This is a genomic window from Emticicia sp. GW821-FHT11C11 (assembly GCF_058808615.1).
This window is the reverse complement of the sequence record NZ_JBXARV010000002.1, coordinates 889078-910388: the sequence shown is the minus strand read 5'-3', so window position 1 is coordinate 910388 and position 21311 is coordinate 889078. Positions and strand designations below refer to the sequence as shown.

Here is a 21311-nt window from a genome sequence, read left to right as displayed (position 1 = left end):
CGCGGACCAGGTTCTGTGGAGTTTTTTTTAATAGTGTGATAAACCTATGTTAGAACAGTTAGAAGCCATAAAGGAGAGATTTGAAGAGGTTTCTCAGCAAATTACGATGCCCGAAGTAGTATCGGACATGACAAAGTTTAAGCGCTTAAGCAAAGAATATAAAGACCTCGACAAGATTGTCAATCAGTTCAATGCTTTTAAGAATATCCTGTCGAACATTGAGGGAGCCAAGGATATTATTGCCAATGAGAAAGACGAAGAAATGCGCGACATGGCAAAGGAAGAATTGGACATTCTGGTGCCACAGAAAGAAGAAGCAGAGGCTATTCTGAAGGAAATGCTGATACCCAAAGATCCGAATGACAGCAAAAATGTGATTCTGGAGATACGGGCAGGTACCGGCGGGGACGAGGCTTCAATTTTTGCCGGAGATTTATTCAGAATGTATCAGCGTTATATTGAACGGCAGGAAGGCTGGACCATGTCTCTTCTTGACCATAACGAGGGTACGGCCGGTGGCTACAAAGAGATTATTTTACAGGTAGAGGGAGAAGATGTATACGGTAAGCTGAAATATGAGTCAGGAGTACATCGGGTACAACGTGTTCCGGCTACTGAATCACAAGGTCGTGTGCATACTTCTGCAGCATCGGTAGCTGCCATGCCTGAGGCCGACGAAGTAGACGTTCAATTGAATATGAATGATATCAGGGTTGATACCTTCAACTCATCGGGTGCAGGCGGGCAGTCAGTAAACACCACTTATTCTGCCGTGCGTATGACACACATTCCGTCAGGAATTGTAGTGTCTTGTCAGGACGAACGTTCGCAGATTAAAAACCGCGAAAAGGCTTTGTCAGTGTTGCGTTCACGACTATATGAGATGGAACTCGCCAAGCACAATGCAGCCATTGCTGACGCCCGTAAGATATTAGTAGGAACCGGCGACCGTTCAGATAAGATTCGCACGTATAATTATCCGCAAAGCCGCGTAACAGATCACCGCATCGGATACACTGTGTATAACCTGCCGAGTGTAATGGACGGTGAGATAGACGATTTTGTTGAGCAATTACGTATTGCCGATAATACTGAAAAAATGAAAGAAGGCTATGCTTAAGAACAATGGAGAACGGAACAAGGTTAAAGCAAAAGCGAAGTGTTTTTCGCATTTTCCCTGTTCCGTTCTCCATTGTTCGTGTTTATAAATAGAAAATTCCTTTCTCCTTTAACCTTTCTCCAGATTTACTATGGTACTATGTCTCGCAACCAATAATCAGCATAAAGTAGAAGAACTGCAGGCTATGTTGGGCAGCAGGTATGAACTGAAAACATTGGCTGAAATAGGCTGTTTCGATGAAATTCCGGAAACAGAAAATACTTTTCAGGGAAATTCACGTCAGAAAGCCATTTATGTACGAGAAAGGTTTGGGGTGAATTGCATCTCAGACGACTCAGGGTTGGAAGTAGATGCCTTAAACGGAGAACCGGGTGTTTTTTCGGCCCGTTATGCCGGTGAGCATGGTAACCATGCCAAGAACAATGCCCTGCTTCTTAAGAATCTGAAAGATATAAGCGACCGTGGGGCACAATTCAGATGTATTATTACGCTGATTCTGGGTGATGAGGTACATCAGTTTGACGGTATCATCCGTGGCACTATCACACATGAGACAAAAGGTATAAAAGGCTTCGGGTATGATCCGCTCTTTATTCCTGACGGCTACGAAAAAAGTTTTGCAGAAATGAGTCCGGATGAAAAGAATCCGATCAGCCATAGAGGAATAGCGGTGGCAAAACTGATAGACTTTTTAGACACGTTTCCGGAGCATTAATAAATTAACATCGTAAGAAAACACAGTAAAACGATGCGTTGGATGGGTAATGAGGAGAGAAAATAAAAAAGCGAAGCCTTGGCTTCGCTAAATCAATTATCATAGGTAAAGTATATTTGTCAAAAGAAAGGCTACAACTCTGCGCCGTTACAGTTACAAAATTGTGGTATTTTTCTACAATAAACTATTCCATCATTATCAAATACTTGTACTTTATTAACATATTCTATAATTTTGTTATGCTGATAATGATAATAAAGTATGAAAGTTGAATACGAAAAAATCTCTCCAGACACGGGCAGTTCTTTCCGTTTCATTCATTGGAAATCGCAAAACGACAGGTTTTTCTGGCACTACCATCCGGAGTATGAAATCGTATTCGTACGTAAAGGTTCAGGGAAATTGCATATCGGAAATCACCTGACTACCTACAAGGAGGGAGAATTAGTGTTTATTGGGCCTAATTTACCCCATACAGGTTTTGGATATGGCATAATCGGAGAACACGAAGAAATAGTAGTGCAGCTGAAAGAGGATTTTCTGGGTGAAAGGTTTTTGCATACGCCCGAAATGCAACAAATAAGAGCTTTATTTGATAAAGCAAGGCAAGGGCTATCCTTTCATGGCAAAGCGCAGAAACTTGTGGCAGCGAAACTGCAAAAAATGCTTCATCTGTCTCATTTTGAGCGCCTGGTTGAATTATTGAACATATTTCAGGTGCTAGCCACTACTACTGAATATTCAGCCTTGAATCCATCCGAAATCTCGTTTGACTTCAGCCATAAAGATGAAGACCGCATCAATAAGGTATATGAGTACGTAGAGCAGAATTATCAGCAACCGATTGATATTCAGGTCGTGTCAGATCTCGTAAATCTTACCGTACCCTCTTTTTGCCGATATTTTAAAAAAATCACCCATATTACTTATACCGACTTTGTGAATGAATACCGTGTGAATCAGGCTTGCAGGATGTTGCTCGAAAACCATTCCATTGCTGATATCTGTTTCGAGGTAGGCTTTAACAATATTTCTCATTTCAATAAAACTTTTAAGCAGCTGAAGGGTAAAAGCCCTCGTGAATATAGGCTGGCCCTGTCAAAATGATTGAACTAGACAAAGTATTTGTACAGAAAGGAGACCGGACGGTCTTGCACAACATTAGTTGGCAAGTGAAAGAAAATGAAAACTGGGTGATAACAGGCGGCAATGGCGCCGGTAAAACCACACTTCTGGAAATCATTGCCGGTAAAATATTTCCGTATAAGGGTACTGCCACTACTCCGCATCACTCTAAAATAGCTTTTGTAGCCAAAGATTACAGTTTTAACCGGATAGTCCAGTCGGCTACTCAATATTATCAGCAACGCTTCAATTCGATGGATGCCGAAATTGCACCTACAGTAATTGAAATTCTGCGGAACAGAATCAAACCTGTAGGTACTGTTGATGAGGCTTCGGTTAAACTGTCACCTCCGGAGCATACAGATGAAGAAATAAACCGTGTGGCAGGTTTATTGAAAATCACTCATTTGCTTGATCGCAGCATCGTTACACTATCAAACGGAGAAACCCGCCGGGCACTTATTACTTTGTCGTTGCTCAAAAAGCCTCAATACATTGTTTTAGATAATCCTTTTATTGGCCTTGATGTTGAAAGCCGCAAAACGCTTCATGAGGTACTAAATCATATTGCTCAATCAGGCATTCATATTATATTGGTCAGTTCTGCCAAAGAGATACCCGATTGTATCACTCACCTGCTTGAGTTGGAAGACGGCAAGATCCGTAATATTCAAGCCAGACCTTTCGATTTTGGAAAAGAAGAAACGAAAGCCGAAAAACTGTTGTATCCGGCTATTCTGGAAAAACTTAAACAGAACCCTGCCCGGGGCGATTTCCAATATGCTTTGAATATGCGCAAAATCACGGTTACCTATAAAAACAAGAATGTGGTTGACGGGGTAAACTGGAAAGTAAAAAGAGGGGAGAGGTGGGCATTGATGGGACCAAACGGCTCGGGGAAAAGTACTTTATTGAGCCTGATTACAGCCGATAATCCACAAGGATACCAGAATGATTATGAGCTGTTTGACAGAAAGCGCGGTTCGGGTGAAAGTATATGGGATATTAAGCAGCGGATAGGATACGTTTCTCCTGAGCTACACTTGTATTTTAATCGACATACAGAGGTATGGAAAGCGGTGGCTTCCGGATTATTTGATTCAGCCGGTTTGTTTAAAAAGCTGACACCCGAAGAACAAACTACAGTAGAGGACTACATGAAGCTGCTCAATATCGGGCATCTTGCCAAGCGACAGATTACCCAGCTTTCGTCCGGTGAGCAAAGACAGGTATTTCTTGCCAGAGCCTTAGTTAAAAATCCATCTTTACTGCTGTTAGATGAACCATGCCAGGGGCTTGACTATAACCACATGGTATATTTCAGAGAGTTGGTAAATGAATTGGTGCTTGAACTTAACAAGACGCTTATTTATGTAACTCATTACACCGACGAAATTCCTGCTTGTGTTGACAAGGTAATCAGACTTGAAAACGGGAAAACCGTAGAACTGGGCAAGAGAAAATCCGGATGAGGATATAGATACTTGAAACTTTCAATAGTAATGGTAGAGGAAAAACCCAAAAGAAAAACACCCGAAAGACGAATTGGTCAGATAAACACGTTCTTAAAAAAAGATGAATTTGATTTCAAGACCGGATAATTTAGGCTAATTTTAAATCAGATAATAAACTTCTATTCTAGCTAATGAAAAAAGTTTTGTTGTTTTTATTGATACCTGTTATTTATCTTTCTTGTAATCACTCCAAATCTTCTGATGCAGACTCCTTGCAGTTAGCTAAGCCTGAACCCGTTGTATTAAGTTCAACCGACTCCGTTTCAATTGATTTGTTAGAACTGAAAGAAAAGGGCTTGCTGGAGGAAACAAAGATTATCACCATAAGCAAAGACCCGGTATATCTGAAAAAGAAACGATACAATGCTATTTCGTTGAAGGAGATACTTGAAACCTACTCTTCGGCTAAAAAACAAAAACCTGCCGATACAAAAGTAGTATTTGAATGTGAAGACGGTTACAAACCGGAAATGTCGCTTGAAAAACTCTTAAACTCGAAGGCTTATCTGGTAGTGAGTGATGTAGATGCTCCGAAAGGCAAAGAATGGGAACCCCTCTTTGATAAGGGAGATGAAATAAAAATGGAACCGTTCTATGTGGTTTATGAAGGCGTATCAGCCGAAGATATTACCTATAAATGGCCTTACAATTTGGTAAAGATACATCTGGCGCCTTTGCACGAAAATGATGCCGCCCTGTTGCCCAAATCAGAAGCAGCAACAGCCGGATACGAACTGTTTAAAACCCGATGCCAGACCTGCCACAGCATCAATAAAATAGGTGGAAAAATGGGGCCGGAATTGAATTTCCCGAAAAGTGTAACAGAGTATTGGAAAACAGAAGATTTGAAAGCCTTTATTCAGAATCCGGAGGCTTATCGGAATGAGGTGAAAATGCCGAATCTGGGAATAAAACCGAAAGAAGCAGAAGCAATTATAAGATATCTGGAATATATGAGTAACAATAAAATAGACTGAAAAGAGGAAACGCCTTTCTCAATCAGAAAGGCGTTTCCTGCTTAATCAAAACCGGTAATTAAAGCCATAATTTAGACCAAACATTTGTGGCCTCATGTTCAGATCTACAGAAGAGGTCATGCCCGAAAATAAGGCTCTCTGATATGATGTTCCTATATTGGCCTGCCAGTGCTTGCTGATCAGATAAGTTGCTCTTACACCACCCAATCCACTGAAATTAACAGGTTTATAGATTCTGTTTTCTCCGCTAATAGTATTTTTGCTTTTTACGAGCCCGTTATCCGTCGTGATACTATTTTGTAGGAAGATATCCGTCGAAATCCCCGCCAGCAGGTTCAGCCCCAGTTTTTTGGTAAGCCCTATTTCATAAGCCATCTGCATCGGAACCATCAGGTACTCATACCTGTTGCCAAACGCTGAGGCATCGGCCACTACGGTATTGCTCTTATAAGCCGATGAATATTCTTTTGCAGAGTTTTGAAGAAGGTAATTAGTCAGAAAAGTATTCACATAGCCATTGTTCTGAAAGGCGTAAGTGTTGGTCTCTAAAGTTGAATTACCCCTTAAGTATCTCACACCGCTTTCTATATGCCATTTTTTAGAAACCTTATAACCAAAAGCTACACCATTATTAATGGCAATACCCGATCTCATAACATTTTGTGGTTTTGAAACCGTTAATGAGCCTTTATCTCCAGGATTAGCCAAACTACCATTGGCAAGCTGGGCAAAATCGTTAGCCGCACTGTAGGCCATACTGTTTATCCCTCCGAGTTTCATATTAGGATCAAACGGAGCAATGCCGGATTGTAACCCGACCCAGAATTTCGAATCGTTCGAGGCAAGTGCTGTATTCTCATCATTTTCAAGCATTTCCGGATCAAAAGCCAGCTTATTTCTTTGCATGGTGTATCGGCTACCAAGATAACGGTACTTTTTACCCTCCAATTTATCTATTGGGTTCAAAGCATTAGTATTTGCAGCCAATGCGTCCGTCGTTGTCAGAGTAGCTTTATCATTAATGCTATTGGTTAAACCTTTTACATCAGCCTTGCCGGTTTCAGTAAGTGTTATATTAATTGCCGTTGATGTTTCAGCAATACGGGTGTAACGGGTCTTTCCGACAATGGCAAGCGAACCTGCTTCCTTCGAATCAGGAGAATTTGCTCCTGTTGTACTTGATTTTTTAACATCTGGTGCAATCGCAGCTGTTTCAGCAAGTAAGGTTTCAGAACCCTGCTTATTGGCTTCTATTTTATTCTGAGGTTTTTCTCTGGCAGCAATCGAACCATTCTTTTCTCCTGAAATGCCGTTTGTGTTTTGAGCTATGTCTGCTTTGGGTTCCTGGTTAAAGAATAAAATACCTCCCAACACCAAAGCTAAAGCTGCTGCCAGCCCCGTAGCCATTAGTGATGGTTTAAGGAAAAATATAAAAGGGCGTTTCTTCTTCTTTTCTAATTCCGACTCAATGCGCCCCCACAATTCATCCGAAGGAGTCATTGAAGCGCTTTCAAACGCTTTTCTCCATTCTTCTTCAAAATTGTTTTGTTTTTCAAATTCCATTTTTTTGTATCACGAAATTACCGTATTCGTGTCGTAAGTGTTTACTATTAAATTTTGTTTACCGGGGTTTTACTTTCCATTTTCTTCGTACTGCCCCCCAGTTTTACTTGTAATAAAGTTCGAGCCCTTGAATATTGCGATTTAGAAGTACCTTCTGATATCCCCAGTAGTGCTGCTATTTCATTGTGCTGATATCCCTCAATGGCATACAGGTTAAAAACGGTTCTGCAACCATCAGGCAGGCTGTTTACCATTTCAAGCAGTTGTTCAAACTGAAAATTCGAAAGTGTAAAATCGGCATCTTCAAGTTTATCACTCACCAGCTCACTATCTGTATGCTGCATCCAGTTGGGTTGATTCTGAAGTTGTTTCAGGGCGGTGTTTACTAAAATTTTTCTTAGCCATGCTTCCAGTGGACAATCGAATCGAAAGGTAGGTAGCTTCTGATAAATCTTCATAAACGCGTCTTGCAGAACATCTTCGGCATCTGGCTTATTTTTCATGTACCGCATAGCCGTAACAAGCAACTTCGACGCAAACATCTCATAGAGTCGTCGCTGCGCCACACGTTCTTGTCGAATACAAGCCTGCACTAATTCATATTCGCGGTGCATGAAAAGGGTAATTTTTTATCCAACCGTCTGGACTGAAAAGGTTTCTTATACAAGAAGATTACTTTAAGCCCGAAAAGGTTGGAACATAAGGGAAATATTTATCAATAATACACGGCAAAATTACGCTAAATATTTTCAGTAAGTAATTTTAATGTGTGTACTTCAATAACTCAAGGATGAAAGGTATTATTGTCGGCCAAAGCTCCTTATAGGTTGGCTGTTGATATACCACATCTGGATTTTAACTTGTTTCTAAAAACCCTTCCTACCTGTTTTTTGTTCCTATTAAGTAATTTTGCAATTGATGTTCATACAGTAACAGAAAAGTATATGATGGAATTTGGAAAGCTCTCAGATATTTCAGGAGTAGATTTCACGCTGCCTGCCGATAACACGCTTACAGAGAAAATACTATTGTCAACAAACGATACAACACCTCCCAGGATTTACGTTGGTTTGCCTGCATGGGCAGAAAAGAGCTGGAAAGGAAAGTTATATCCACATGATGCAAAAGATGGTGAATATCTATATCATTATTCCAGACAATTTAATGCAATTGAGTTGAATCAGTCACTTTATAGAATGCCGGATGTTGACACACTTAATAAATGGAAAGCAGAATGTGCCGAAGGATTTAAGTTTTTTCCCAAGTTTCATCAGAGTATCAGTCACGAGCGGAAATTAATAGGTGCCGAAGTGCAAACCGCTGAGTTTTGCAATGCAATATTTTCATTGGGTGATAAGCTCGGAAGGGCGTTCCTGCAAATGTCAGAAACTTATCAGCCCAATCAGTTAAAAAATCTGGAGAAGTATTTACAGTCTCTGGCGCCCACATTGCCTGTATCTGTAGAATTAAGGCATGAAAAATGGTTTAAGCCAGGTATCTGGCAGGAAACCTGTGCCATGCTGCAATCGCTTGGTGTAGGTACGGTGATAGCTGATGTAGCCGGAAGGAGAGATGCCCTGCACATGACGCTGACCACCAACCACCTGATGCTTCGTTTTACAGGTAATGACTTACATCCCACTGACTATGCAAGAACCGATGAATGGTGTGTAAGAATAATTGACTGGATACAGAAAGACCTGAAAAATATCTACCTTTTTATTCACTGCAACAATAATAAATTTGCTCCCGAGCTGGCGCTTTACTGGATAAAAAAACTAAACGAATTGGGCAATTTACGTATACAGGAGCCGAAGCTCAGAGAACAGGGTTTTCAGGGCAGTCTCTTCTGAAAAATATCTTGCATTATTACAGTTTAGTCTATAAATTGCACAATAATCATTCGAAAAACGGGCATAAATTGTACGTATATCCATGAGTGATTTAACCACCTGAAGCCATTGAAAACAAAGATTTTTTTCCTGACAAATTTAGCGAACAAATAAACCCGGCACCTTGTTGGGTTTTATTTTTTTGAAAAATTAAACCCTGAAAATATCCAGAAAACAAATGAAAAGCATTTTAGTGTATTGTGGCGCAAACGAGGGCAAAAGCCCCGCCTATAAAGAAGCTGCTCAGGCATTGGGCAACAAATTGGTTGAGAAAAACATGAAGCTGGTATTTGGCGGAGGAAGTGTGGGGCTGATGGGTGTAGTTGCTGATACTATGTTGGATTTAGGCGGACATGTGATTGGCATTATCCCCGATTTCCTGATTAAAATGGAAGTAGGGCATAAAGGGCTATCAGAACTGCATACGGTTGAGTCGATGCATGAACGCAAAGCGCTGATGGAAAAGATGAGCGATGGCATTATTGCCATACCCGGTGGCTTCGGTACCATAGACGAACTATTTGAGATATTAACCTGGGCGCAACTGGGTTTGCACGAAAAACCCATCGGCATACTGAATGTCAATGGGTTTTATAATTTCCTGCTGAAGCAGTTGGAAGTGATGATGCAAGAGGGTTTTCTGAAACAGGAAAGCCTCGATTTGCTGCTCGTATCTGACAATATTGAAGATCTATTGCAACAAATGGAGCACTTCAAGCCGTCGCCTCACAAAAAATGGTTGAAGCGAGGTGATACCTGATGCGCTTTATTTCTTAGCAGGATTATCTATCACTAAAGTAGGAGACCGGATAACACTTTTCAGATAGATGTTCTCATAATAATCAGTAGTCATCAGATCAATCTGAAAATAGTGCTTGCCATAATTAATAGCGTTTTTCATTAGTTTACTATTAAAGTAATTCCCTATGTCGCTGGCCTTATATTTAGCTAATTCGCTATTGGCAATTCTTTTGTCGTTCAGCCATATTCCATACATTTTAGAGTCTTGCCATTTTTCCATTTGTTCCTGAGTGGGTACTTCTCTTTCCAGATATAGTACCCTCATGGGCATATTTTTCTCTGCTTCTGTTAATTCGCTGTATTTTTTGTGCTCAGGAAGAATACCTTTTCCTCTAACCAATACAGTTGCATTTTGGTAATTGACATCCTCTTTAGTTAGTTTATGAGGTTTCAGTGCCAGTGTAAGCACAGGAGAGCTAAGTTTTAAGGTTACAGGCTCTTGTGCTATTAATTGAAAATTGGCCAGGCAAAAACCTAATGCAATAAATAATGAGGCACACATAGCTTTTTTTACAAAAGCCGTTGATGCGGAGGTGATTTTGGTCATCATGAGTAAACGCTTTTTAGTTATTTGAAAGTTTAAGTTGCTTGTTAAAGAGAGTCCACTGGCTTGTGAAGCCTTGCTGAGTAATAAATACTGATAAGCCCTTACATCCTGATAAGTTGTATTAACCGCCTCATCAGCCAGAAATTCATGGTTCAATTGAATAGCCCGCTTGAACAGATAAAGCAGCGGATTAAACCAGAAAACAATGCGAAGTAATTCAAGCAAGAGTACATCTAAAGAGTGCTTCTGCCGCACATGTGCCAGTTCATGACTGAATAGCTCAGGTTCAATATTAGATTTATTGTAATGTGCCCTGTTAATAAAAATGTAGTTCAGAAAAGTATAGGGTAGTATCTTTTCTTCCATCAGCACCAATGTGGCCCCCTGCCATTTAATGGTGGTGTTTTTCTTTATCGTTTTGTGAATACTGTTGAGATTATACACAAAGCGCACAAAGAAGAAAACAGAAATGAGGCCAATGGATACAATCAGGTATTCTGACCATGTATTTGCTTGCGGCGCTATTGCGGCTTCTACAGCATCTGTACCGTATAGTATGGCAGGTTGCGCTTCTAAAGTCTTGACCAACAGGCTCATATTATTTTCTGCGGAGGAATCTAACTCTATACTTACCAAAGGAATAGTAAAAGCGAACACAAGGCTTGCCAGCAGGTAGAACCTGTTAAATACATGCATTTTTTCAGCCTCTAAGAATAGCTTATAGATACCCCAGAGTATGACTAAAGCCGCCGTTGATTTTAAAAGATAGAGTATCATTGGTCTTTCTTTTTTTGAATCTCATTTTCAATAATTGCTTTCAATTCATCTAATTCCTTGCCCGACAGGTTGGTTTCGGTCGTAAAAAAAGAAGCAAACTGTGACGCCGAGTTATTAAAAAAGGTTTTGATTAACCCATTGACATGATTACTAAAGTAGTCAATTTTATTGATTACAGGATAATACTCTCTCGAATTGCCATATTCTTTATAACCTATAAAGCCTTTATCCGTCATTCTTTTCAATAAAGTGGCAATAGTAGTAACTGCTGGCTTAGGCTCAGGATAGGCCTCAAGCAAATCTTTCATAAAGGCTTTTTCAGCAGTCCATAAATACTGCATCAAGGTTTCCTCAGTGGGTGACAACTTCATGTTCTACAATGTTAGAGTTTGTTCTACAAATGTAGAGATAAATTTTTTTCTTCCAAATATTTTTAACTAATTTTTTAGTTTATTCTTTTCTTCATCAGCTCATTGTCATGCCCAATTGTTTTTACATCACCGGAACAAACGTTCATCATGAAAAACTTCTGCTTTATCATTTAAAACTTTCTGCCTTGGGCTATCGTTAATAGTTTTGTAATCAACTTCATTTTGTTTTATTATTTCCGCATAAAACATTTGTTATCAACAGTAGTTGCTTGAAAAAATACAATTTATGAAAAGAATACTCCTATTTGTTTTATGCCTGTTTTGCTTTACACATCTGCATGCACAAGAAAAGTTTACGGTTAGTGGTTATATTAAAGATGCTGCCAACGGGGAAGGGTTGATTGGTGTTTCGGTATATGTACAGGAAATAAAATCGGGTACCCAAACCAATGCCTATGGTTTTTACTCACTTACCTTACCCAAAGGGAAATATAATCTGGTGTATACATATGTAGGTTATGAAAAGATAACCAGAGCCATTGATTTAGAAACCCAGGATCAGAAACTGGACATTGAGTTAAAAGATGACTCGAAAGTGCTGCAAGAGGTGGTAATTACTACTAAAAAGGCTGACGAGAACGTGAAAAGTCTGGAGATGTCGGTCAATAAGGTGGATATCAAGACCATCCAGAAAATGCCTGCTTTACTAGGCGAGGTAGATATCATCAAGAGTATTCAGTATTTACCGGGTGTAACTTCAGTTGGCGAAGGCACCTCGGGTTTTAATGTGAGAGGAGGAAGCATTGACCAGAATCTGGTATTGCTCGATGAGGCTCCCGTATATAACTCATCGCATCTGTTCGGGTTTTTCTCAGTCTTTAATCCGGATGCCGTTAAGGATGTCAAGCTCATTAAAGGCGGGATACCGGCGCAATATGGTGGCAGGGTATCATCTATTCTGGATGTGAGGATGAAAGAGGGCAATGCTAAAAAGCCACAGTTTTCTGGGGGTATCGGCAGCATTTTTTCAAGATTTACTTACGAGCGACCAATCTTTAAAGATAAAGGCTCTTTTATAGTAGCGCTTCGTCGTTCTTATATAGATATTCTGGCCAAGCCATTTCTGAAAGATGATTTGAAAGGGTCACGTTTCTATTTTTATGATTTTACTGCCAAAGGTAATCTGCGAATTAATGACAAGAACACCATATTTCTTTCGGGCTATTTTGGTCGGGATACTTTTGGTGCCGATTTTGGTTTCAACTGGGGCAATTCCACTACCAGTTTACGCTGGAATCACGTGTTCAACAACAAGCTATTCCTAAACAACACCATCTTCTATAGTAATTACGATTACGCACTGCAGTCAGACTTAAAAGAAAAGAACACGCAGGATGCCTTCCGCTGGAAATCAAACATTATTACCTATAGTATCAAGCCTGATTTTACTTACTATCCCAATGCCAATAATACCATTACTTTCGGTGGGCAGCTAACTTATTATTCATTCAACCCCGGACAGGCCGTAGCTATTTCAGGCGGTGTTGAAAGAGCGATAGGTCTTGATGATAAATTTGCTACAGAGTCAGCCTTGTATGTAGGTAATGAGCAAAAAATCAATTCGAAGATTTCGTTACAGTACGGACTCAGATATTCTTTGTATGACTATATGGGCAAAGGCACAGCCGTTGAGTTAGGCGAAGCTCCATCTCCGGGTGAGCGACGTCCGGTAGTGAGTACCACCTCGTATGGACAAGGTGAGTCGATTAAGAAGTACGGTAATTTTGAGCCGCGTTTTGCTGCCAATTTTAGCTTAGGGGAGAATAACTCAATCAAGTTAAGTTATAACCGCCTGGTGCAGTATCTGCATTTATTGTCAAATACCACGGCGTCATCTCCACTCGATGTCTGGACACCGAGCAGTAACAATATCAAACCTCAAATTGCTGATCAGGTAGCCCTAGGATATTTCCATAATCTGGCCGACAATATGTATGAGACCTCGGTAGAAGTGTACTATAAAAAGCTATATAACCAGATAGACTATGTACGGAATGCCGACTTGCTTCTAAACCCTAACGTAGAAGCAGATTTGTTGTTTGGCGATGGAAGAGCGTATGGCGCAGAATTTTATGTCAAGAAAACACAAGGTAAATTCAATGGCTGGGTGAGTTATACACTGGCACGAACAGAAAGAAAAATACCCGGTCTTAATCAAGAACAGTGGTTCCCGAGTAGAATTGATAAATTGCATAATCTGGCCATTGTCGGAATCTATGACCTGAACAGCAAATGGTCGTTCTCAACGAATTTCATATTTAGCACCGGCACACCGGCCAGTTTCCCGACCAACAAGTTTGTATGGCAGGATATTGCGCTACCGCATAATTATTACGACAGCCGCAACTCTTACCGGATTCCTGCCTCGCACCGCTTAGATATATCGGCTACCAGGCAAAACAAGCATGCTTTCTTTAAAAAGGGCACGAGTGAGTGGGTATTCTCTATCTATAACGTGTATAACCGTCGCAATCCGTTCTCGGTATTTGTACGCCAGAATGAAAACAACCAGACACAGACCGAAGCCGTGAGATATGCCGTTTTCGGAACGGTGATTCCGGCAGTAACCTACAATTTTAAATTCTGACAAATCCGACAATGAAAATGATAAAACCAATGAAAAAGATATTTGTAATTGTTTCTATAAGCCTGTTATCGTTCTCACTGTTTTCGTGCGAAGATGTAGTTGACCTTGATGTACAGGAGGGCGTTTCTCAACTGGCGGTTGATGCGCTGGTTACCAACAAGGCAGAGGTTCAAACCATTAAGCTTTCGTTATCGCAGGCTTATTTTGATAATTCACCCGTGAAACCGGCTTTAGGTGCAACAGTCACAGTATTTGATGAAGACAGTGTAGCGCATGAGTTTGTAGACATAAAGAACAACGGTAACTACGTGTATGATGCCACCAAAAAGCCGCTGAACAAAACTGGCAAGCAGTATGCGTTGTATATTAAATATCAGGGGGAAGAATACGTGTCGTTATCTAAACTGAACCGTGTGCCGAAAATAGATTCGATAGACTACAAGGTAGAGCGTTTTCCTATCAAGCCGGATAACGGCCCGCAGGATGGTTTTCAGCCTCAGTTTTATGCGCACGATTTTGAAGGCGAGGGCGATTGTTACTGGATAAAATCGGCCAAAAACCACAAGTATTTTTCTAAGTCCACGCAAATCAGCGTATCGTATGACGGTGGATTCAGTCCCGGTTCCAAAACAGATGGTCTGTTATTTATCTTACCTGTTCGTCAGTCGCTGGGAGGAGAATTATATTCAGATAAAGACACGCTTACAGTAGATGTTTATTCCGTTACCCAAGAGCAGTTTTACTATTTACAGATTGTTCAGCAGGTTTCATCAAACGGAGGGCTTTTTGCCACGCCTTTGTCTAATCTGCCTACCAACATTCTCAATTATAATACACAATCAACCAAGAAAGCAGTTGGTTTCTTCGGGATTTCAGCAGTTAGCTCGGCAGAAGCGGTCATTGATAAAACTAAAGCCAAGCCGAAGGACTGATTTCAAACGAAAAATTTCACCCAATGAATCCGGTGTCTAAAGAAACAAAGGACATTTTTATGAATTATAGCCGACTTAAGTCGGCTTTTGCAATGCAATAATACCTTTGTTATAGTAGCTGGTGAATTCATTCACCGAATCCAATAAAAAAGAGAGACGCACTGACGCGTCTCTCTTTTCATATCCCAAGGAATCAATATCAATACAAAATCACCATCATGCTTCTGGCGCCGTGCGCACCTATTACCAATGCCTGCTCAATGTCGGCCGTTTTAGAGGGGCCAGCAATAAAAGCGCCATAATTACCTACAGAACTTAGCTTTTGGTAGGCTTCATGCATATTAGCTACTACGTTTTGCCTATCAAGCACCAGAACCAGATGCTGGGTAATGAAAGGTAATGCTCTGTTTATCATGTTTACTTCCGGCACCCAGATGGCTCCGTTTTCTGCGACACCTATTTCACCCTCAATTACGGCTAAATCAACGTCTTTAAGCACTTCTTTAGGTGTGTTTGTATCAATGGTTACAGTGGCTTTCACCAATTCTGACGCAACGGTTTTCAGATCTGAATAATGCGTATCGATTACCTCCTGACAATCAGCCTTACTGTTTACTTCTACAGCATGGCCGCCAATGCTTAATAAAACGGTTTTGAATCGTTCAATGCTGCCGTCTGCTTCAAATACCGGAACAACAGGCATATCCACAAACACCGGCTTGTTGGCTTTTACATTGGCTAATATTTTCTCTCGACTACTCATGGGCTGTCAGGACATTTTATTTTTGCTATACCACTCCTTAAAGCTTTGCTTCGGAGCATCGGGCAGTTCTCGGGCTTTTGCCCAGGGGTTAAGGCCTTGTGCATGTGTAAGGCCATGCGGAAGTATCCGTAAGGCACCTCTCGCCAGCTTACCGCCAAGGTTATACACTTTAGGCATAGCCAGCATTTTAGCCAGACCTTTCATGCCCCATTTTTTGGCTGCGGGCAGTTCATTTTCTTTTGCCACTACCTGTCGCCATTTATACAACTGCACATGAATGTCTATCTTCACAGGGCAAACATCAGAACAAGAGCCGCATAACGTACTGGCAAAGGGCAAGGAACTGTATTTATGTAAATCTATATTCGGTGATAGAATGGCTCCGATTGGCCCCGGTACGGTGAAATCGTAACTATGCCCGCCACTGCGTCTGTAAACAGGACAAGTGTTCATACAGGCACCACAACGAATACATTTCAGAGAATTTCTGAAATCGGAGCGGCCTAATTGCTGCGTACGACCGTTGTCTACAATCACAATGTGCATTTCTTTACCTTCTGGCGGGCTCGTAAAATGCGAAGTATAGGTAGTAACGGGTTGTCCGGTAGCACTGCGTGCCAACAGACGGATAAAGACCGATAAATGCTCAACTCTGGGTATCAGTTTTTCCATGCCCATGCAGGCAATATGTACTTTAGCCAGATTAACACCTAAATCAGCATTGCCTTCGTTGGTGCAAACCACCACACTGCCTGTTTCGGCTATGGCAAAGTTTACACCCGTAAGTGCGATATCAGCCTCAATAAATTTCTCTCGAAGGTGCTGGCGGGCAGCTTCTGTTAAGGCCTGCGGGTCTTTTTCGCCTTTAGGCGTACCCAGATGTTCATGAAAAGTTTCGCCCACATCTTCTTTTTTAAGATGGATGGCGGGCATTACAATATGGCTTGGGGGTTCGTTTCTGAACTGCACAATGCGTTCACCAAGGTCAGTATCAACTACTTCGATACCGTTTTTTTGCAGATAAGGGTTCAAGTGGCATTCTTCAGTAAGCATCGACTTACTTTTTACCATTTTTATAGGGCCTGTCTTATCTTTTACCGAAGCCGCATTTTTAATGATGTTGAGTACAATCTCATTGTGCTCATGTCCATCGGCTGCCCAATGCACCTTTACTCCATTTTTTCTGGCGTTTTCTTCAAATTCAATCAGATAATTATCCAGGTTGCCTAAAGTATGGTCTTTAATCTGCGATGCCAGCTGACGTAACTCCTGAAATTCGGGAATAGGATAGATGGCCCTGTCTCTTTTCTGACGGACAAACCACAGCGTTTCATCATGCCAGGTGGTTCGGTCGAAATCTTTATTGAATTTTTCAGCTAAGGCAGGGTGGTTCATGGTTGGCTTCCGTTCAGAATTTCTGCAATATGCATTACTTTCATGGGTAACTGTTGGCGTTTCACTATTCCTTCCAGATGCATCAGGCAGGACATATCTCCTCCGGTAAGTACTGTGGTACCATTACGTACGTGGTCAGCAATTCTGTCGTGTCCCATGCGTGCCGAAACAGCTTCTTCCGAAATACAGAAAGAACCGCCGAATCCGCAGCATTCGTCGTTGCGTTCCAGTTGGGTAATTTCAATGCCACGCAGTTTTTTTAGCAGAGTAAGAATCTGGCCGCCTTTATCACCAGTTACTTCAGAAGCATTGGCTTGCCGCAAACCTCTCTGTCCGTGGCAACTTAAATGCAAGCCCACCTTGTGTGGAAAATCAACCGGTATTTCTTCTACTTTCAGCACGTTCTCCAGAAAGTCTACCAGTTCATATACGGTTTTTCTTACCTTTTGTACAGCCGGAGTCTGGTCGATGATGTCATAATGCTTGCGTACATGATACGTACAACTGCCTGATGGGGTAACCACGTAATCGTAATTGGCAAAGGTATTTACGAAATGATGATATACTTCTTTAGAGTCCTGTTCACAGCCGCTATTGGCCATGGGTTGTCCACAGCAGGTTTGCTGCATGGGGTAATGCACCTCTACGCCCAGTTTTTGCAGCAATTGCAGGGTGTTGATGCCCACATTCGGATAAAACTGGTCAACATAACATGGAATAAACAGGGCTACTTTCATCGCTTTCTCACAGATACACCTTATTTCTTGCCTTTTTTCTTATAAGTGCAAGTTTTGTTATCAGACTTTACGTAATAAGATTTATAATTGCTTGCTTTCGGGTCCGTGCAACCACAAAGGTTTAAGATTTCTACCTTGCGGAAATCGACAGGGTGGCTTTCGCTTTGCAGAGAAATAGTACCTTCTGCCAGTGGTTTACCTTCTACCATCAGGCTTGGGTCATGGCCGCTTACGTTTCCACCTCCGGTTTGTGTTTTGGTATATTCCAATACCTGCTCACCATTGATGTAGTGACGGATTAGTGAGTCGCCCAATACCAGTACTTCTGCACGAACCCATTGCTCACCATCGTATGTTTTTGAAGTAGAGTTAATGCAGTGGCGTTTATCCAGTTTATCCTGATAAAATACGTTCGTGCCGGGTGTACATAGATTACAGGTAGTGCGTTTGCCTGTACCTAAACCGCCTAATAACTGCACTTCTATAGAGATGGGGAAATCCTGATCTTTACCCATAGTTTCAGGAGCCTGTCCATGGATCATAATACCGCTGTTGCGGGTAGCCCAACCCGGGCCGTCTTTTGCCTGATCGCCTACGAAACGGTACTCGGTCGCAATCCGGTAATAGGAGTATTTATCCTTATAAAAGATATGTCCGAATTTCTCCGCAAAAGAATCATACGCATCATAACGAACTTTCATGAGTCCGTCTTCTACTCTGAACGTCTTACCGAAGTTGTCGTCTAAGGCATAATTGCGGATTTTCACATGCCAGCCGTCCAGGTTTTTTCCGTTAAAAATTTGCTTCCATTCTTTAGGGTCAATTTCTTGCGAAAAAGCTGAAGAGGGAAGAATGGCGAATAAGGCCAAAGTCAGGATTTTTTTCATGAGTTTAATAGTCGGGTGTGATTGATAATAAATGATTGAAACCATGCAAAATAACATCAAGTTTTGTAAAGAAAGACATCACTTGATGAGTATTTTACATTAAAAAGTTCAGGTACGCAATTTACAGGCCGGTAGCTACACTCAGTTTGCCTCTTTTCGTGATTAAACCATCGCGAACTTTCTCATTCCGGAAAGTAGCAACGGGGTCAATGGCGCCACCTACCTGATGGCTGGCTTCTGCCACTAAGGCTCGCACATCTGTAAAGAACGTATCTCTCAGCAATTCTTCGGCGCGTAGCACATCATTGCTATCCTGCGCATCGGCTAAAGCCTCCCGGTCTACCAGTAGGGCTTTGGTATAAGTAGCCAGAATAGCATTGACCGATTGCAGCAAATCCTCGATTGGGTCTTTGGTGTTGTGGCTGGCGTCAATCATCCAGGCCAATGGTGGGTTTTTCACCGCCGCATCCTGCATCCCGTCTACCAATTCATTGAATATTAAGAAAAACTGATAGGGTTTGATACTTCCCGTAGTTAAATCATCGTCGCCATACATAGAGCCATTGAAGTGAAAACCACCCAAACGGCCGAAGTGCATCAATCGACCTACAATCTGCTCTATGTTGGTGTTTGGTAGATGGTGTCCTAAATCGACCAATACCTGAGCGTTTTTACCAATCTGTTGGCAAAGCGAGTAGGAGGTACCCCAGTCGGGTATTACCATTGAGTAGAAAAACGGCTCATAAGGCTTATATTCAATCAGCATGGTCCAGTCAGACGGCATGGCTTCATAAATATTGGTCAGTGCATCGGCCGTGCGTTGATACGCCTTACGGAAATGCTGTTGTCCCGGGAAATTGGAACCATCGGCCAGCCAGACTGTCAGCACTTTTGAGTCCAATTGTTTGCCATATTCAATACATGCTATATTGTGTTCTATGGCCAGACTGCGGCTATCGGTTTGCGTGTGCGATAAAGAGCCGAATTTATAGGAAAAAGGCTGATCTTTCTGATCCTGAAAAGTATTTGAATTGACAGAGTCGATAGTCAGATGGTGCGCTTTCAACAATTGTTTGATAGCATTGGAGTCTGATGGGATATCCCACGGAATATGTAAAGAGATAGAGTTAGACGACCCGTTCAGTTGGTGGATCAAGCCTACATCTTCAATTTTTTCTTCCAGATTTCTGGGTTCTCCGCCATTCGGGAAACGACCGAAACGAGTACCACCAGTACCCAGCGCCCAACTCGGAATAGCTACCTGAAAAGCTTTTATTTTATCAATAATGGCCTGGGCATCAATGCCTTTGCGATGGAGTAATTCGGTAATATAAGCTAGTTTAAACTGATGCTCGGCTTCTAAGGTTTTATTATGGTCTTGAATAATGTCAGTAGTAAGCATGTAATTATAGGGTTTTGGTTGAATCGGACTTAAAGGCTTTTACGGCGGATAATATAGAACGGATTTTTTACTTTAATCTGTTTCTTGTCAAGCAGCAGGGCAGCGGCTGTTCGGCCCATGGTTTCAAAATCAGTGGTAATTACGGTTATTTCCAGTAATTCTTTCAGAGTGGTATCGTTGAACGAAACAATGCCGATATCCTGCCCCAGAATATAGTTAGTCTGCCGGGTTTTCTTGATTAAATCGGCCAGATCAGTTTCTTCTACTATTACATAGGCAGTTTTAGGCTGAAGAATCTCATCAATGGCATTTTCTTTAATGCTGAACTCCTTGTGCGTATTGATACAGAAGAAACGGAATCCTTTGACGATTTCTTTCGGATAATTACCATCGCTCGGGAAAATAAGTACCAGTTGTTCGTATTTGGCCAGCAAATCGTTGGCAGACTCCAGGGCATCGAAAATATCGTTTTCGAAATCCTGATACACACTCAAGGTCGGTTTTTGGTATTCGGGCAGGTCTTTGTCTAAAAAGACCAGTTCCTGGGCCGGAATTTTCTCCAGTGTTTTTAAAGCCAGGGCTTTATCGTTTTCCGGGAAGAAATGAGGCATCACCACGTAATAATTATACTTGCCCAGGTTTTTCTCGATTATTTCCTCAAAAATACGGGCATTATAATGGTGTATCTGCAGGTCGACAGTTGCTTTATTGCCCAATGCTCTCAGAAAGGCATAGTAAATAAGTTTTTTGTAAGAACTTAGTTTGTTGAAAATCAGCAGGATACGCATCCTGTTGTGTTCTTCACCGTTGACATAAAAGCCTTTACCCTGTACAGCAGTAATGAACCCCAGCTCCTTTAGTTCCCGATAGGCTTTTTCAACTGTATCCCTTGCCAGATAGTATTCTTCGCTTAGTTCGCTGATAGACGGCAGTTGCTCATTTTTCTTTAAAACTGTTCGCTCTATATCCGCAATGACCGACCGTACAATCTGCTTGTACTTGGGGGTTTTATCATTGGGGTTGAGTTGTAGCTTATACATTTTTTCGAATAGTTTAAAAGTCGGAGTACATGCATGGCACATTGCCTCCACTCTCTACGCAGCGGTAGCCGCACCCCAATTGTGGAGAGAGAAACTTGTATTCCCT

General features: G+C 41.5%; 19 protein-coding genes. 9 read left to right on the top strand and 10 right to left on the bottom strand.

Annotation, left to right across the window (positions count from 1 at the left end):
* Positions 1-46 precede the first annotated feature (46 nt).
* From prfA to AC1RRY_RS13810, 5 genes are all read left to right on the top strand, one after another.
* Complete coding sequence (prfA, locus tag AC1RRY_RS13830; protein WP_492819820.1) at positions 47-1120, top strand: peptide chain release factor 1; 1074 nt, start codon at positions 47-49, stop codon at positions 1118-1120.
* A 130-nt stretch (positions 1121-1250) separates the two neighbouring features.
* Positions 1251-1835, top strand: a complete 585-nt coding sequence (gene rdgB, locus AC1RRY_RS13825; protein ID WP_492819821.1) for an RdgB/HAM1 family non-canonical purine NTP pyrophosphatase — start codon at positions 1251-1253, stop codon at positions 1833-1835.
* 261 nt (positions 1836-2096) lie between these two features.
* Positions 2097-2942, top strand: coding sequence for an AraC family transcriptional regulator (locus AC1RRY_RS13820; RefSeq protein WP_492819822.1), 846 nt, complete (start codon positions 2097-2099; stop codon positions 2940-2942).
* Positions 2939-4432, top strand: coding sequence for an ATP-binding cassette domain-containing protein (locus AC1RRY_RS13815; RefSeq protein ID WP_492819823.1), 1494 nt, complete (start codon positions 2939-2941; stop codon positions 4430-4432). Before AC1RRY_RS13820 ends, AC1RRY_RS13815 begins: the two co-directional genes overlap by 4 nt.
* A gap of 173 nt (positions 4433-4605) precedes the next feature.
* A complete protein-coding gene (locus tag AC1RRY_RS13810; protein WP_492819824.1) occupies positions 4606-5451 on the top strand; it encodes a c-type cytochrome in 846 nt (281 codons plus the stop codon).
* Positions 5452-5496: 45 nt separating this feature from the next.
* Here the strand turns inward: AC1RRY_RS13810 and AC1RRY_RS13805 are convergent, their stop codons facing one another.
* Positions 5497-7014 (bottom strand): hypothetical protein, encoded by a 1518-nt coding sequence (locus tag AC1RRY_RS13805; RefSeq protein WP_492819825.1) that lies wholly within the window; start codon positions 7012-7014, stop codon positions 5497-5499.
* Between the two features lie 47 nt (positions 7015-7061).
* Positions 7062-7628: an RNA polymerase sigma factor gene (locus AC1RRY_RS13800; protein WP_492819826.1), complete on the bottom strand. Its 567-nt coding sequence runs from the start codon at positions 7626-7628 to the stop codon at positions 7062-7064.
* Positions 7629-7958: 330 nt separating this feature from the next.
* Between AC1RRY_RS13800 and AC1RRY_RS13795 the strand changes: the two genes are divergently transcribed.
* Together AC1RRY_RS13795 and AC1RRY_RS13790 are read left to right on the top strand one after the other, a co-directional pair.
* The gene (locus AC1RRY_RS13795; protein ID WP_492819827.1) at positions 7959-8867 is read left to right on the top strand and encodes a DUF72 domain-containing protein; all 909 of its coding nucleotides are present in this window, start codon (positions 7959-7961) and stop codon (positions 8865-8867) included.
* Positions 8868-9084: 217 nt separating this feature from the next.
* The gene (locus AC1RRY_RS13790) at positions 9085-9666 is read left to right on the top strand and encodes an LOG family protein (protein WP_492819828.1); all 582 of its coding nucleotides are present in this window, start codon (positions 9085-9087) and stop codon (positions 9664-9666) included.
* A 6-nt stretch (positions 9667-9672) separates the two neighbouring features.
* Here the strand turns inward: AC1RRY_RS13790 and AC1RRY_RS13785 are convergent, their stop codons facing one another.
* Both AC1RRY_RS13785 and AC1RRY_RS13780 read right to left on the bottom strand, forming a co-directional pair.
* Positions 9673-11031: a M56 family metallopeptidase gene (locus AC1RRY_RS13785; protein WP_492819830.1), complete on the bottom strand. Its 1359-nt coding sequence runs from the start codon at positions 11029-11031 to the stop codon at positions 9673-9675.
* Positions 11028-11402: a BlaI/MecI/CopY family transcriptional regulator gene (locus AC1RRY_RS13780; protein ID WP_492819832.1), complete on the bottom strand. Its 375-nt coding sequence runs from the start codon at positions 11400-11402 to the stop codon at positions 11028-11030. The genes AC1RRY_RS13785 and AC1RRY_RS13780 overlap by 4 nt, the downstream gene beginning before the upstream one ends.
* Before the next feature lie 286 nt (positions 11403-11688).
* Between AC1RRY_RS13780 and AC1RRY_RS13775 the strand changes: the two genes are divergently transcribed.
* Together AC1RRY_RS13775 and AC1RRY_RS13770 are read left to right on the top strand one after the other, a co-directional pair.
* Positions 11689-14049: a TonB-dependent receptor gene (locus AC1RRY_RS13775; protein ID WP_492819834.1), complete on the top strand. Its 2361-nt coding sequence runs from the start codon at positions 11689-11691 to the stop codon at positions 14047-14049.
* 29 nt (positions 14050-14078) lie between these two features.
* Positions 14079-14981: a DUF4249 domain-containing protein gene (locus AC1RRY_RS13770; protein WP_492819836.1), complete on the top strand. Its 903-nt coding sequence runs from the start codon at positions 14079-14081 to the stop codon at positions 14979-14981.
* Positions 14982-15180: 199 nt separating this feature from the next.
* On the opposite strand, the gene AC1RRY_RS13765 is transcribed toward AC1RRY_RS13770, so the two are convergent.
* The 6 genes from AC1RRY_RS13765 to AC1RRY_RS13740 form a co-directional block, all read right to left on the bottom strand.
* Positions 15181-15744 carry a LutC/YkgG family protein gene (locus AC1RRY_RS13765; RefSeq protein WP_492819838.1) on the bottom strand — a complete coding sequence of 188 codons (564 nt, stop codon included), beginning with the start codon at positions 15742-15744 and terminating at the stop codon, positions 15181-15183.
* A 6-nt stretch (positions 15745-15750) separates the two neighbouring features.
* Entirely contained in the window at positions 15751-17139 is a 1389-nt protein-coding gene (locus AC1RRY_RS13760) for a lactate utilization protein B (protein WP_492819840.1), read from the bottom strand.
* Positions 17136-17876 carry a (Fe-S)-binding protein gene (locus AC1RRY_RS13755; protein WP_492819842.1) on the bottom strand — a complete coding sequence of 247 codons (741 nt, stop codon included), beginning with the start codon at positions 17874-17876 and terminating at the stop codon, positions 17136-17138. Before AC1RRY_RS13755 ends, AC1RRY_RS13760 begins: the two co-directional genes overlap by 4 nt.
* Before the next feature lie 20 nt (positions 17877-17896).
* Positions 17897-18763: a 3-keto-disaccharide hydrolase gene (locus AC1RRY_RS13750; RefSeq protein WP_492819844.1), complete on the bottom strand. Its 867-nt coding sequence runs from the start codon at positions 18761-18763 to the stop codon at positions 17897-17899.
* Between the two features lie 121 nt (positions 18764-18884).
* Positions 18885-20165 (bottom strand): sugar isomerase, encoded by a 1281-nt coding sequence (locus AC1RRY_RS13745; RefSeq protein WP_492819846.1) that lies wholly within the window; start codon positions 20163-20165, stop codon positions 18885-18887.
* Between the two features lie 29 nt (positions 20166-20194).
* Positions 20195-21205, bottom strand: coding sequence for a GntR family transcriptional regulator (locus AC1RRY_RS13740; protein WP_492819848.1), 1011 nt, complete (start codon positions 21203-21205; stop codon positions 20195-20197).
* Between the last annotated feature and the right edge of the window lie 106 nt (positions 21206-21311).

Excerpts from the sequence above, each read along its gene's own strand:
- AC1RRY_RS13770 (WP_492819836.1), top strand. The coding sequence starts at position 14,079 with ATGAAAAAGATATTTGTAATTGTTTCTATAAGCCTGTTATCGTTCTCA.
- AC1RRY_RS13790 (WP_492819828.1), top strand. The coding sequence starts at position 9,085 with ATGAAAAGCATTTTAGTGTATTGTGGCGCAAACGAGGGCAAAAGCCCC.
- AC1RRY_RS13805 (WP_492819825.1), bottom strand. The coding sequence starts at position 7,014 with ATGGAATTTGAAAAACAAAACAATTTTGAAGAAGAATGGAGAAAAGCG.
- AC1RRY_RS13740 (WP_492819848.1), bottom strand. The coding sequence starts at position 21,205 with ATGTATAAGCTACAACTCAACCCCAATGATAAAACCCCCAAGTACAAG.
- AC1RRY_RS13755 (WP_492819842.1), bottom strand. The coding sequence starts at position 17,876 with ATGAAAGTAGCCCTGTTTATTCCATGTTATGTTGACCAGTTTTATCCG.
- AC1RRY_RS13820 (WP_492819822.1), top strand. The coding sequence starts at position 2,097 with ATGAAAGTTGAATACGAAAAAATCTCTCCAGACACGGGCAGTTCTTTC.
- AC1RRY_RS13775 (WP_492819834.1), top strand. The coding sequence starts at position 11,689 with ATGAAAAGAATACTCCTATTTGTTTTATGCCTGTTTTGCTTTACACAT.
- AC1RRY_RS13760 (WP_492819840.1), bottom strand. The coding sequence starts at position 17,139 with ATGAACCACCCTGCCTTAGCTGAAAAATTCAATAAAGATTTCGACCGA.
- AC1RRY_RS13780 (WP_492819832.1), bottom strand. The coding sequence starts at position 11,402 with ATGAAGTTGTCACCCACTGAGGAAACCTTGATGCAGTATTTATGGACT.
- AC1RRY_RS13795 (WP_492819827.1), top strand. The coding sequence starts at position 7,959 with ATGATGGAATTTGGAAAGCTCTCAGATATTTCAGGAGTAGATTTCACG.
- AC1RRY_RS13800 (WP_492819826.1), bottom strand. The coding sequence starts at position 7,628 with ATGCACCGCGAATATGAATTAGTGCAGGCTTGTATTCGACAAGAACGT.
- prfA (WP_492819820.1), top strand. The coding sequence starts at position 47 with ATGTTAGAACAGTTAGAAGCCATAAAGGAGAGATTTGAAGAGGTTTCT.
- AC1RRY_RS13785 (WP_492819830.1), bottom strand. The coding sequence starts at position 11,031 with ATGATACTCTATCTTTTAAAATCAACGGCGGCTTTAGTCATACTCTGG.
- rdgB (WP_492819821.1), top strand. The coding sequence starts at position 1,251 with ATGGTACTATGTCTCGCAACCAATAATCAGCATAAAGTAGAAGAACTG.
- AC1RRY_RS13765 (WP_492819838.1), bottom strand. The coding sequence starts at position 15,744 with ATGAGTAGTCGAGAGAAAATATTAGCCAATGTAAAAGCCAACAAGCCG.
- AC1RRY_RS13810 (WP_492819824.1), top strand. The coding sequence starts at position 4,606 with ATGAAAAAAGTTTTGTTGTTTTTATTGATACCTGTTATTTATCTTTCT.
- AC1RRY_RS13815 (WP_492819823.1), top strand. The coding sequence starts at position 2,939 with ATGATTGAACTAGACAAAGTATTTGTACAGAAAGGAGACCGGACGGTC.
- AC1RRY_RS13750 (WP_492819844.1), bottom strand. The coding sequence starts at position 18,763 with ATGAAAAAAATCCTGACTTTGGCCTTATTCGCCATTCTTCCCTCTTCA.
- AC1RRY_RS13745 (WP_492819846.1), bottom strand. The coding sequence starts at position 20,165 with ATGCTTACTACTGACATTATTCAAGACCATAATAAAACCTTAGAAGCC.